At 70.5% G+C, this 12,571-nt stretch carries 11 protein-coding genes; 4 read left to right on the forward strand and 7 right to left on the reverse strand.

What is annotated here, in order from left to right:
- From IE257_RS37410 to IE257_RS37425, 4 genes are all read right to left on the reverse strand, one after another.
- Nucleotides 1–1,553: AMP-binding protein (locus IE257_RS37410; protein WP_189974543.1), on the reverse strand; the 1,553-nt coding region annotated here is incomplete at its 3' end.
- Complete coding sequence (locus IE257_RS37415) at nucleotides 1,550–2,398, reverse strand: MaoC/PaaZ C-terminal domain-containing protein (protein ID WP_189974545.1); 849 nt, start codon at nucleotides 2,396–2,398, stop codon at nucleotides 1,550–1,552. The genes IE257_RS37410 and IE257_RS37415, both read right to left, overlap by 4 nt.
- Nucleotides 2,395–3,648: a beta-ketoacyl-[acyl-carrier-protein] synthase family protein gene (locus IE257_RS37420; RefSeq protein WP_189974547.1), complete on the reverse strand. Its 1,254-nt coding sequence runs from the start codon at nucleotides 3,646–3,648 to the stop codon at nucleotides 2,395–2,397. Before IE257_RS37420 ends, IE257_RS37415 begins: the two co-directional genes overlap by 4 nt.
- Nucleotides 3,649–3,724: 76 nt before the next feature.
- On the reverse strand, nucleotides 3,725–4,936 hold the full coding sequence (locus IE257_RS37425) for an aminotransferase class I/II-fold pyridoxal phosphate-dependent enzyme (protein ID WP_189974549.1): 1,212 nt from the start codon (nucleotides 4,934–4,936) through the stop codon (nucleotides 3,725–3,727).
- A 304-nt stretch (nucleotides 4,937–5,240) separates the two neighbouring features.
- Here IE257_RS37425 and IE257_RS37430 point away from each other — a divergent pair, with 304 nt between their 5' ends.
- Entirely contained in the window at nucleotides 5,241–6,143 is a 903-nt protein-coding gene (locus IE257_RS37430) for an AfsR/SARP family transcriptional regulator (protein WP_189974551.1), read from the forward strand.
- 235 nt (nucleotides 6,144–6,378) lie between these two features.
- Here the strand turns inward: IE257_RS37430 and IE257_RS37435 are convergent, their stop codons facing one another.
- Genes IE257_RS37435 through IE257_RS37445 form a run of 3 tightly spaced genes read right to left on the reverse strand, consistent with a single transcriptional unit; the run spans nucleotide 6,379 to nucleotide 8,380 of the window.
- Nucleotides 6,379–7,131, reverse strand: a complete 753-nt coding sequence (locus IE257_RS37435; protein WP_189974553.1) for an SDR family NAD(P)-dependent oxidoreductase — start codon at nucleotides 7,129–7,131, stop codon at nucleotides 6,379–6,381.
- A complete protein-coding gene (locus tag IE257_RS37440) occupies nucleotides 7,128–8,114 on the reverse strand; it encodes a 3-oxoacyl-ACP synthase III family protein (RefSeq protein ID WP_189974556.1) in 987 nt (328 codons plus the stop codon). The genes IE257_RS37435 and IE257_RS37440 overlap by 4 nt, the downstream gene beginning before the upstream one ends.
- A gap of 11 nt (nucleotides 8,115–8,125) precedes the next feature.
- On the reverse strand, nucleotides 8,126–8,380 hold the full coding sequence (locus tag IE257_RS37445; protein WP_030390264.1) for a hypothetical protein: 255 nt from the start codon (nucleotides 8,378–8,380) through the stop codon (nucleotides 8,126–8,128).
- A gap of 205 nt (nucleotides 8,381–8,585) precedes the next feature.
- Between IE257_RS37445 and IE257_RS37450 the strand changes: the two genes are divergently transcribed.
- From IE257_RS37450 to IE257_RS37460, 3 genes are all read left to right on the forward strand, one after another.
- Nucleotides 8,586–9,482 (forward strand): class I SAM-dependent methyltransferase, encoded by an 897-nt coding sequence (locus IE257_RS37450; protein WP_189974557.1) that lies wholly within the window; start codon nucleotides 8,586–8,588, stop codon nucleotides 9,480–9,482.
- A 10-nt stretch (nucleotides 9,483–9,492) separates the two neighbouring features.
- Nucleotides 9,493–11,055, forward strand: a complete 1,563-nt coding sequence (locus IE257_RS37455) for a flavin-containing monooxygenase (RefSeq protein ID WP_189974559.1) — start codon at nucleotides 9,493–9,495, stop codon at nucleotides 11,053–11,055.
- A 13-nt stretch (nucleotides 11,056–11,068) separates the two neighbouring features.
- On the forward strand, nucleotides 11,069–12,571 hold a 1,503-nt coding region (locus IE257_RS37460; RefSeq protein WP_189974561.1), incomplete at its 3' end, for an FAD-binding protein.

Genomic DNA, 12,571 nt, shown 5'->3' on the forward strand with positions numbered 1-12,571 from the left:
TCGGTGGTGGTGGGGGCCGGCCGGTCGAGTCGGTCGAGTGCCTTGCGGTCGACTTTTCCGGTGGCTGTCTTGGGCAACGGGTGCTCGGTGACGGCGAGTTGGTGGGGTACGGCGGCCCTGGGCAGGTGGCGGGCGCAGTGGGTGCGCAGTTGCAGGCCGGTCAGGGTGGAGCCGGGGGCTCGCTGGACGGCGGCGACGAGTCGTTTGCCGGCGATGGGGTCGGGCAGGGCGGCGACGCCGGCCTCCAGGACGTCGGGGTGTTCCTGCAGGACCCGTTCGATCTCGGCGGTGTTGACGGCGACGCCGCGGACCTTGACCTGGAAGTCGGTGCGTCCGGTCAGGTGCAGGGTGCCGGCGTCGTCGCGCCGTACGAGGTCGCCGGTGCGGAACCAGCGGCGGTCGTCGAGGCCGAGGGGGTGGCCGGTGAACTTGTCGGTGTGGCGGGTGCGGTCGAGGTAGCCGCGGGTCTGGAAGGGCGTGGAGACGAAGAGTTCTCCGCTGCCGGGCCCCTGGACGGGGGTGTTGGTGTCGGGGTCGAGGATCAGGGCGCGTACGCCGGGCAGCGGGCGGCCGATGGGGACGGGCGTCGGCGGGCCGGTGGTGGGTGCGGTGTCGACCTCGTGGATGAAGCTGTCGTTGGTCTCGGTGCATCCGTAGATGTTGTGGATGCGGGCGTGGGGGAAGAGGTGGGGCAGGGCGGCGAGGGTGCGGTCGGGGATGGCGTCGCCGGTGAACATGACGTGTTCGACGCCGGGGAAGGTGTCGCCGGTCTTGGCGGCCGCGTCCTGGAGGAGTCCGAAGGCCATGGGGACGGCCTGGACGATGTCGACCTTGTGGTGCAGGACCAGGTCGCGCAGGTGGCGGCCGTGGGCGGCCAGGGCCGGGTCGACGAGGACCACGCGTCCGCCGCGGGCGAGGGTGGTCCACACGTCGAGGAGGCAGAGGTCGAAGTTGAGGGGGGCGTAGTTCAGGACGGTGCGGCCGGGTCCGATCCCGAAGGCGTGGCCGGCCCAGCGGGTGAACCGGTCGACGGCGTCCAGGCCGAGCGGGACGATCTTGGGGAGGCTGGTGGATCCGGAGGTGGTGAGCATGAGGGCCACCTCGGCGGCCTCGGCGGCCGGCAGCGGCCGGGCGGTGACCTCGGGGTTGGGGGCGACGCGGGCGGGCTCGCCGCCGGGGGCCAGTACCCGGGCGCAGCCGGCCTGGGCGAAGAGGTCGGCCAGGAGGGTGTCGGCGAGGGCCGGGGACGGCAGGAGCAGGGGGCGGCGGGCCAGCATGCAGGCCAGGACGAGGGCGAGGGCGGCGGCTGACTTGTCGGCGAGGACGCCGACCGGTTCGCCCGGGGCGAGGTCCAGGTGCGCGAGCCGGTCGCGTTCGCGGCCGGCGAGCTCGTACAGCTCGCGGTAGGTGGTCTCCTGGCCGTTGAAGAGGAGCGCGGTGGCGTGGGGGCGGTCGCGGACCTGGGTCAGGAAGCCGCCGAGGAGGCCGAGTTCGACGGTGGGGGCGGTGCGGTCCGCGGTGGCGGCCGTGCGGGGGGTGCGGGGGGTGGTCATCGTGGGCCTCCCGGTGCGGGGGCGGCGAACTCGATCCAGCCGGACTTCACGGCGGCGCCCTTGGGCGTTTTGCAGGTGAAGCGGACGACGCGGGCCTCGGCGTCGGGCTGGAGGGCGATCTCCAGCGGGATGCCGGGGGGTACGGGGGCGGAGAAGCGGCAGCCCAGGCCCCGGACGCGGGCGGAGTCGCCGGCGGCGAAGCGGTCGGTGGCCTCCTCGACGGCGAGGGCGACCACGCTCATGCCGTGGGCGATGACGGTGTCGAAGCCGGCTGCGCGGGCGGCGTCCTCGTCGAGGTGGATGGGGTTGAGGTCGCCGGAGGCGTGGGCGTAGGTGGTGATCCAGTCGGTGGTCAGGGCGTGGACCGCGGTCTGCGGTTCGCCGGCCCCCAGCGGGGCGGGGGCGGCGGCGCCGCCGGCGATGTCGCCGAAGGGCTCCAGGAGCGTCGCGCCGACCAGCAGGGCGGAGATCACCAGTTCCGCGAAGGGTTCGGGGCCGTCCTCTCCGGTCAGGCGGACCCGCAGGGCGATGCGGGCGCCGCGGGGTTCCCTGCGGATGCCGAGCACGTCCAGGGTCACGGTGACCTGTTCGCCGGGGCGGACCGGGCGCAGGGTGCGGATGTCCTGGCCGAGGTGGACCACGGAGACGGGGCCCGGTTCGGCGGCGGTCAGCGCGGCGACGGTCTGTTCGGCGACGGTGTGGGCGAGGACGAAGGTGTGGACGGGCGAGGCCTGGCCGGGGCGGGCGGTGGGCAGGCCGCGGCGGGCGGCGCCGCGGTAGTCGGTGATCTCGGGTTCGGTGACGGTGAGCGTGCGGACCGGGGAGGGGAGGGAGAGGGTCGTCATACCGGCGTCACCACCACGGAGGAGTTGTGGCCGCCGAACCCGAAGGAGTTCGTGATCGCGGGTCCCGGGCGCACGGCGCGGGGTGCGCCGTGGACGACGTCGATGTCCATTCCTGGCTCCTGCTCGTGGTGGTTGGCGGTGGGCGGCACCTCGCAGTGGCGCATGGCCTGCACGGTGGCGATGAGTTCGACGGCGCCGGCGGCGCCGATGAGGTGGCCGATGACCGACTTGGGTGCAGTGACGGGCGGCTGGGCGGTGCCGAAGACCTTGGTGAGGGCGGCCGCCTCGGACCGGTCGTTGTACGGGGTGGAGGTGCCGTGCGCGTTGACGTGGACGATGTCGGCAGGGTCGAGGCCGGCGTCGGCGATGGCTGCGGCCATGGCGGCGGCGGCGCCCGCGCCGTCGGGCAGCGGCATCGCGAGGTGGTGGGCGTCTGCGGTGGCGGCGTATCCGGCGACGAGGCCGTAGGTCTTCGCGCCGCGGGCCTTCGCGTCGTCCAGTCGTTCCAGGACGACGAATCCGGCTCCCTCCCCCATCACGAACCCGTCGCGGTCCTTGTCGAAGGGGCGCGAGGCGTGCTCGGGGTCGTCGTTGCGGAAGGAGACCGCGCTGAGGTTGCCGAAGCCGGCCAGGGTGACGGGGGTGAGGGTGTGTTCGGTGCCGCCTGCGATGACCAGGTCGGCGCGGTGGGTCTGCAGGAGCATCAGGGCGTGGCCGATGGCGTCGGCGCCGCTGGCGCAGGTGTTGGCGACGGTCAGGGCCGGTCCGGTCCAGCCGAGCCGGATGGCGATCTGGGCGGCGGCCGCGTTCGGCATCGTCATCAGCGGCATCAGCGGGTTGACCCGGGCGGGGCCGCCTTCGGTGTAGTGGGCGGACTCCAGGTCGCTGGTGGCGCGGCCGCCGACGGCGTTGCCGACGACGATGGCGGTGCGGCCGGCCTCGGCGGTGGGCGATCCCGCGTCGCGGTGGGCGGCGAGGGCCGCGGCGGTGCCGTAGTGGGCGAAGGGGTCCATCCGGCGGGCTTCCTTGGCCGGGACGAGCCCGGCGAGGCCTTCCAGGCCGCGGACCCGGCAGCCGATGCGTACGCGGTGGCGGCTGAGGTCGATGTGGGTGAGGTGGGCGGCGGTGGAGCGGCCGGCGCGCAGCGTGTGCCACAGCTCGTCCGGGGTGCACCCGCCGGGGGTGACCACGCCCATGCCGGTGATGGCTACGGGCGGTTGTGTCGTACTGCCCCTGGACGGTGAAGGCATGTCTGCTCCCTGAGGCGGACGAAGTCGTATGGAGGGGTGGGCCGGTCGGGCGGTGCGGGGGGCCGCGGTGGGGCGCTCAGATGATGCGGCACTCGCGGGCCGAGGTGATGAGGGCATCGGCGGCGAAGTCGATGTCGGAGGTGGTGTGGGCGGCGGTGATGGCGATGCGCAGCCGGGCCAGGTCGTTGGGGACGGCCGGGGTGACCACGGGGAGGCCGATCGCGCCGTTCTTGCGGTAGGCGGTCGCGAGGTCGTAGGCGGACTCGTCGGAGCCGGCGATGACGGGGACGACGGCGGTCTCGCTGTCGACGGTGCTGATGCCGGCCCGGTTGAGGATGCTGCGGAAGCGTGCGGACTCGCGCTGGATGAACTCCACCCGCTGCGGCTCGCGCTGCATGATCCGCAGGGATTCCAGGGCGGCGCCGGTCTGTGCTCCGCCGAGGGCGGCGGAGAAGAGGAAGGGGCGGGCGGCGTAGCGCAGGTGGTGGACGAGTTCGGCGGAGCCGGCGACCCAGCCGCCCATGGAGGGGATGGCCTTGGAGAGGGTGCCGAGCTTGATGTCGACCTTCGCCTCGTAGTGGAAGTGCTCCTCGATGCCCTTGCCGGTGGCGCCGATGACGCCCAGCGCGTGGGCCTCGTCGACCATCAGGAGGGCGTTGTGGGCGTCGCAGACCTTGCGCAGGTCGACCAGGGGGGCGATGTCGCCGTCCATGGAGTAGACGCTGTCGACGATGACCAGGCGGACGCCGGTGTCGGGGGCGGCGGCGAGGCGGCGCTCCAGGTGGGTGACGTCGTTGTGGCGGAAGCGGGTGACGGTGGCGCCGGAGAGCTTGCAGCCGTCGACGATGCTGGCGTGGTCGTACTTGTCGATGAAGACGGTGTCGCCGGGGCCGACGATGGCGCCGACGGTGCCGACGTTGGCGGCGTAGCCGGAGCCGAAGACCAGGGCCCGCTCGCGGCCGGCGACCTTGGCGACCTCGGCCTCCAGTTCCTCGTGCAGGGGGGTCGTGCCGGCCAGGGCGCGTACGCCGTGGTTGCCGGTGCCGTAGCGGTCGACGGCGGCCTTGGCGGCGGAGACGACCCGCTCGTCGCCGGCGAGTCCGAGGTAGGAGTAGCCGGACATCATCAGCAGGCGCCGGCCGTCCTGGTCCGCGTACGCGGAGTCCCGCTCGGCCGTGTAGGCCACGAAGCTGTTCTTGCGGTTGGGTTCGTACTCCAGGGAGCGGACCCGGTCGCGGAAGTAGGCCAGCTTCGGCTCGAGGCGGTCCCAGCCAGCGGATGCGTTCACGTGCTTCTCCTCGTCGCGATCGTCCGGCGGACCCGGAACTCCATCGACGCCCCGCCGTTTCTCCGGCCGGGCTCTAGTGGAATTCCATTAAGACTCGGGGGGCGCAATAGCAGCGCAAGAGGCCGGCTGCAGCGGTACTGCAGCGGTGCTCGAAAAGCGAAAGGGATTGCCCGTACCTCGGGTTTTATTCGGATGGGAATGTTCATCGGCCGCTGTTGACATGCCGAGAAGGCCCGCCGGTATCCTCTGAATCGCACGGACTTGGGGGACACGGCCGGAAGCCGACCGTTTCGGAGTGTGCATAGTGCTGATCAGACTCATAGGTCTTGTCACGATCGAGCCGGACGGAGCACCGCCTCAACACCTCTCGAGCGCACAGGCGCAGGTCGCGTTCGCCCGGCTGCTCCTGGAGCGGGCGGGTGGTACGGACCGTGATCAACTGGCCGAGACCGTATGGCCCGAGGGGCTGCCGGACACGTGGGCTTCGGCCCTGCGCAGCCTGGTGAGCCGGGTGCGTACGTTCGTCACGACGCCGCAGGACGGGCCGGGGGCCACTCCCCTGGTCTCCCAGGGCGGCCGCTACCTGCTGCGGGTGCCGCACGACGCGGCCGTGGACGTGGAGGTCGCGGAGACGGCGCTGGCCGAGGCGGCGGAGGCGTACGCCGAGGGGGCGTACGCGGTGGCCCAGCAGCTGGCGGCGGGGGCGGTGTCGAACCTGCGGGGCTCGTTCCTGCCCTCGCACGAGGGCGAGTGGGTCAACGCGATGCGTGAGCAGCTGGAGGAGCTGCGGCTGAAGGCGCTGGAGACGGCGAGTCTGTCGTCCTCGGCGCTGGGTGACGAGCACCATGCGCTGCGGTACGCGGAGGAGGCGGTGCGCCGGGCTCCGTTCCGGGAGAGTGCGTACCGGTGCCGGATGGCGGCGCACACCCGTGCCGGGAACCGGGCGGAGGCGCTGCGCAGTTATCAGCAGTTGCGGGAGGTGCTGGCGGAGGAGCTGGGGATCGATCCGGCGCCGGAGACGGAGGCGGCGTACCTGGAGTTGTTGCGCACGCCCGAGCCGCGGCCGGCGGTGCGTCAGCCGACCTGCCTGGACCCGGTGCTGATGGGGGTGTTCGAGTTGGATCACCGGATGCCGGTGCCGCGTCCGTGCTCGCTGGCCGACCACGGCTGTGTCACGCACCGGATGTCGTCCTCCCCCGCCGCCTGATCGGGGCGTGCGGGAGCCGCCGTCGCGCTGCTGCGCGGCGGCGGCTCCGTGTGCCCGCGACCCCCGTGCGCAGGGGCGCCGGTAGGTCGCGTGCGCCGGTGCGTGGTGCGCGGCTGTGTGTACGGGTGGGTGGGCGTACGGGTGCGGGTGCGGGCGGGTCGGGGGACGGCGGGCGGCCCCGGCCTCCCCTGGGGGGTGGAGGAGGCCGGGGCCGGAGGGGAGCGGCGGGCGGGGATCAGGTGATGGACACGCCGCTGTCGATGCTGATGACCTGGCCCGTCATGCAGTCCTGGTCGAGGAAGAGGCCGACGCTGCGGGCGACTTCTTCGACGGTGACGAACCGCGGGATGGGGGCCTTGTCCTCCATGCCCTCGATGACCCGGTCGGGCAGGGTGTTGGTCATGCCGGTGATCATGAAGCCGGGGGACAGTGCGTTCACCGTCACCCCGCGGCGGCCGCACTCCGAGGCGAGGGTGCGGGTGAAGCCGATCAGTCCGGCCTTGGACGCCGAGTAGGCGGTCTGGCCGGCGGTGGCGATGATGCCCGACGGTGACACGATGTTGATCACCCGGCCCCACCTCTGGCGCAGCATGTGCGGCACCGAGGCCCGGGCGGTGTGGAAGGAGCCGATCAGGTTGGTCTGGATGACCTGGGCCCAGTCGGCCGGGTTCTGCATCGCCATCAGGCTGTCCTTGCGGATGGCCCCGTTGTTGACGAGTACGTCCACCGGCCCGAGTTCGGCCGTGATCTGCGCGTGGAGGGCCTGGGTGGCCTCCCACGAGCCGACGTCACCGGTGACCAGGACGGACGGGTTGGTCAGTTTCTCCCGGACGGCCTCGGCTCCCTGCCGGGAGCTGTTGTAGTGGACGGCGACCCGGCAGCCCAGTGCGTCCAGTTCCAGCGCCAGGGCCTGGCCGAGGCCGCCCGAGGCGCCGGTCACGAGCGCGACCGGGGATTCGGGCCGCACACCTGCACCGTTCTTGCTCATGCTGCGACACCGCCCCACTCCATCAGGATCGAACCCCAGGTCATTCCGGCTCCGAAGCCGGCCAGCAGGACCTTGTCGCCGGTCTTGATCCGGCCTTCCTCCAGGGCCTCGGTCAGTGCGATCGGGATCGACGCCGAGGCGGTGTTGCCGTACTTCTGGAGGTTGGTGATCAGGGCTTCGGGGCGCAGGCCGGTGTGCGAGAGGATCGAGTTGATGATCCGGATGTTGGCCTGGTGGGGTACGACGTGGTCGATGTCCGCGGCGTCCACCTTGGCGCTCTCCAGCGTCTCGCGGACGGTGCGGACGGTGTAGCGGACGGCGTTGAGGTAGATCTCGTTGCCGTTGATCTGTGCGTAGTGCAGGCCCGCGTCCAGGGTCTCCTGGGTGGTGGGCATGCGGCTGCCGCCGGCGAGGACCTTGAGCGAGCCGGTGCAGGCCCCGTCGGCGCCCAGGTTCCACGCCTTGACGCGGTTCTCCGGGCCGGGCTGCAGGACGATGGCGCCCGCGCCGTCGCCGACGAGGATGGACAGGTCCCGGTCGGCCGGGTTGGCCGTCAGGGTGTGGGTGTCGGAGCCGATCAGGAGGATCGGCCGGGGGTCGATGGCGATCAGTGCCATGGCGGACACGAGCCCGTAGACGAAGCCCGCGCACTCGGAGTTGACGTCGTGCGCGCTGCCGGCGATGTCCAGTTCGTGGTGGACGAACGCGGAGGTCGCCGGGGACGGCTGCTCGGGCGTGGCGGTCGCGACGATGAGGTGGGCGATGTCGGCGCCGGTCAGGCCCGCTTTGTCCAGCGCGCGCCGGCCGGCCTCGACGGCCAGGGAGGCGGTGGTCTGCCCCGGGTCGACCGCCCGCCGCTCACGGATGCCGCAGCGGCTGACGACCCAGTGCTCGTCGACGCCGAATCGGCTCGCGAGTTCGGCACTGGTGACGATGCGTTCGGGTACGGACATGCCCCACCCGGTGATGTCGAAGCCGGTCACGTCACCCCTCGCTACGCCTGAGCCGGGACGAGATCGACGATCTTCGCGTACACGTCACGCAGGGTGGTCGTGTCGTCGAGGTCGGCGAAGAGCGACTCGTCGGCCGGAATGTGCGGGTACTGGTTCTGGAAGCCGTACAGCCACTCCATCAGGTCCAGCGAGTCGACGTCCGCGATGTGCTGGAGCGGGGCGTCGGGGCTGACCTCCGCGGCACCCGAGACGGCCTCGAGCTGGCTCGCCAGTTCTTCGATGGTGGGCAGCGACATGGGGTCGGTCCTCTCTCGGCAATGCAACTCGGCAGTGCGTGTCTGGTTTTCGAGAGTGATGAAATCCCTGCCCCCGCAAGGAAGACGCAACACGGTTGCCGGCCGGGTGTGCGGACGGTCTTGCGCGCACCTTGCGGGGCATCCGGTTTTCTCGACGCGAATTCGGAAAACAAGGCCCGCCGGACACGCAGGAAAGAGGATCAGGATGACAACGGTCGCCCCCAAGTCGGTGGACCCCGAGGTCGATGCGATCAGGCACCACTACGAGGTCAGCAACGATTTCTACCGGCTCCTGCTGGGCCCCACGATGATGTACTCCGGCGGCTACTGGGAAGACGGCGAGGACCTGGTCGCCACTCTCGACGAGGCGCAGGAGCGCAAGCTCGACAAGTTCGCGGAGCTGGCGGGCGTCGCCGCCGGCCGGACCGGGCGCGTCCTGGACATCGGCTGCGGCTGGGGCACGATGCTCAACCGCCTGACGACGGTGCACGGTGCGGAGCAGGCCGTCGGTCTGACCCTGTCGCGTACGCAGGAGGCGTTCATCGCCGGCCTGGACAACCCGCGGATCACCACGCTGGTGCAGAGCTGGGCCGACTACAAGGTCGCGGACGACAGCGAGAAGTACGACGCCGCGTTCTGCATCAACGCGCTGGAGCACTTCGTCTCCTCGAACCTGCCGCCGAAGGAGCGCACCAAGCGCTACCGGTACTTCTTCCAGCAGGTCGCGAACGCCCTGAACCCGGGTGCGAAGTTCGTGCTGCACACCATGACCGCCGAGGCGCTGCCGATGAACCGGGCGCTGCTGGACGACCTGAAGTTCCTGCAGCGCTCGGAGTTCGAGGGCTGCCACATCCCGCACCTGAGCGAGCTGTCCGCCGCGGCGGAGGGTCTCTTCGAGATCGACGAGATCGTCAACGAGCGCGAGTCGTTCGCGATGGCCTGCCGTGCCTGGCTGGTGCTGCTGGCCGAGCGCCGGGACGAGGCCGTGGCCATGGAGGGCGAGGAGGTCGTCTCGCGTTTCGAGCGCTACCTCGACATCTTCGCGTACACGCTCGAGGACAAGTTCTTCAACAACTTCCGCGTCACCATCACGCGCCGTTAAGGAGGTTGACGTGACGAGCATTCTCGAACCGGCCAAGGACGGCGGGGCACGTACGGGCACCGAGGAGCGTCCCGGTGGCGGTGGCCCGACCCGGCACCTGCGGGTCGCGGTCATCGGCACCGGCTTCTCGGGCCTGGGCACCGCCATCCGGCTGCTGCAGTCGGGCATCGACGACTTCCTGGTGTTCGAGCGGGCCGACGAGGTCGGCGGCACCTGGCGCGACAACAGCTATCCGGGTTGTGCGTGCGACGTCATGTCCCACCTCTACTCGTTCTCCTTCGCCCGGAACCCGAACTGGAAGTCGACGTTCGCCTCGCGGGACGAGCTGTACGCCTATCTGCGGGAGACGGCCGACCGTTTCGGTGTCCGCCCGCACATCCGGTTCGGGCACGAGCTGGAGGCCGCCCGCTGGGACGAGGGCGAGCGGCACTGGAGGATCGAGACCTCGCAGGGGCAGTACACCGCGCAGTTCCTGGTGACCGGTACCGGCTACCTCAGTGAGGCGGCCGTGCCGGACATCAAGGGTCTGGCGGAGTTCGAGGGGAAGGTCTTCCACTCCTCGAACTGGGACCACGACCACGATCTGGCCGGCCGTCGGGTCGCCGTCATCGGTACGGGTGCCTCGGCGATCCAGTTCGTCCCGGCGATCCAGCCCGAGGTCGGGCACCTGGACCTGTACCAGCGCACGCCCGCGTGGATCGGCCCGAAGCCGGACAAGGTCAACAGTGCGCGGCACACCGCGATGCTGCGTTCGCTGCCCGGCTACCAGCAGTTCCGGCGGGGCTTCAACATGTGGGGCCGGGAGATCCTGGCGTTCTTCTGGAAGCGGCCCAAGCTCGCCGAGAAGGTCCAGAAGATGGCGAGCGACCACTTGGAGAAGTCGGTGGCGGACGAGGCGCTGCGCAAGCGGCTCACGCCCGACTACCTGGTGGCGTGCAAGCGGCTGCTGTTCTCCAACACGTGGTACCCGGCGATCCAGCAGCCCAATGTGGAGATCGTCACGGACGGGATCGCGGAGGTCCGGGCCAAGTCGATCGTGGGGAGCGACGGGGTCGAGCGCGAGGTCGACACCATCATCCTGGGTACCGGTTTCCAGGCCACCGACCGTCCGGTCGCGCGCCGGATCTGGGGCCGGGGCGGGGCGCAGCTGCGTGAGGTGTGGAAGGACGGGATGTCCGCGCACCGCGGTACGACCGTTGCCGGGTTCCCGAACCTGTTCATGCTGCTGGGTCCGAACACGGCGCTGGGTCACTCCTCGCAGACCGTGATGATCGAGGCGCAGGTCCAGTACGTCGTGGACTCCCTCCAGCAGGTCGAGAAGCGGGGCCTGGCGAGTATCGAGGTCCGGCAGGAGGCGCAGGACGCCTACAACCGGAAGCTCGATGAGCACCTGGAGGGCACGGTCTGGATGTCGGGCGGCTGCAGGAGCTGGTACCTCGACGCGAACGGCCGCAACACCTCGATCTTCCCGACGTACACCTGGCGCTTCCGCCGGGGCACCAAGCGCCTCGACCTGAGCGAGTACCAGCTCGCTTCCCAGGTACGCAGCACCAAGCCGGTACCTCACCAGTAGGAGACGTACGAAGATGAGCAGCACCCACAGAACTGCCGCGGGGACCGCCGCCGAGCCGTCCCGCCGCCGGGTCCTGGGCGGGATCGCGACCACCGCCGTCGCGGTCGTCGGCTGGAACACGGTGTCCCAGACCTGGGCGACGGCCGCGGAGGCGGTCGGGAACTCCGATGTCGTCCCGGTGCCGGGGCTGGTCGGGACCCTGGAGACGACCCCGGGCGTGGTCGACGCCTTCGCCAACGATTTCGGTCACCTCTTCGACGGCGCGCCGAGCAAGCCGTGGGCGGTGCTGCGGCCGGGCGGTGTGGACGACATCGTCAAGATCGTCAACTATGCGCGGGCCAACAACATCAAGGTCGCCGTCAACGGTCAGGGCGGTACCGGCGACGACATCGAGTCGCACTCGGTGTACGGGCAGGCGCGTGTTCCGGGCGGTATCTCCATCGATGCCAAGGGGATGTCGAAGATCCTGTCGATCGGCGCCGACCACGCGGTGGTCGAGGCCGGTGTGACCTGGGGTCAGCTGACGGACAGGACGCTGCAGGTGGGCAAGACGCCGCCGGCGCTGCCGGACTACCTGTACATCTCCATCGGCGGCACGATCAGCATCGGCGGTATCGGCGGCACCGTGCAGCGGTACGGGCTGCTGTGCGACACGGTGCAGTCGATCGACATCATCACCGGTGACGGCAAGCTGGTCACCGCGACGGCGACGCAGCGCACGGAGTTGTTCAACGCGGCGCTGTCGGGCGGCGGTCAGGTCGGCATCATCGTCCGGGTCAAGGTCAAGCTGATCCCGGCGCCGAAGCGGTCGGTGATCTTCAGCCTGTTCTACGCGAACGTCGAGACGTATCTGGCGGACTCGGAGAAGGTGCTGGCCGACGGCCGGTTCCAGGTCCATGCGGGCGAGATGCTGCAGAAGCCGGACGGCAGCGGCTGGCGCTACAAGCTGGAGGTCGGCGCCACCTACAACACCACGCCGCCGAACCGCGAGACGCTGTTGTGCGGTCTGCAGGACGTGCGGGCGGACGCGGTCATCGAGGACGTGGCGTTCCGGGACTACATGTTCCGCCTCGACGCGTACGAGGCGGTGCTGAAGGAGGGCGGTCACTGGTACACGCCCAAGCCGTGGCTGAGCATGTTCCTGCCGGCGTCGAAGACCAAGCAGTTCATGAAGCGGGTGGAGCAGGAGCTGGACGCGAACTCGCTCGGTGGCGGGTTCCTGCTCTTCTACCCGTTCTTCACGTCGAAGATCAAGCGTCCGTTGGCGATGATGCCCAACGAGTCGGTGGTCTACCTGTTCGACCTGCTGCGCTTCCCCAACCCGGGTGAGCCGGGCATCCAGGCGATGATCGACCAGAACCGGCGTCTGTACGACATCGCGGTGGAGCTGGGGGCCAAGCGCTATCTGGTGGGTTCGATCCCGATGTCGAATGCCGACTGGAAGAAGCACTTCGGCAACCGGTGGACCGGTTTCGTGAACGCGAAGAAGAAGTTCGACCCCCAGAACATCTTCACC

It is taken from the genome of Streptomyces avidinii (assembly GCF_014650695.1).
GTDB lineage: Bacteria > Actinomycetota > Actinomycetes > Streptomycetales > Streptomycetaceae > Streptomyces > Streptomyces avidinii.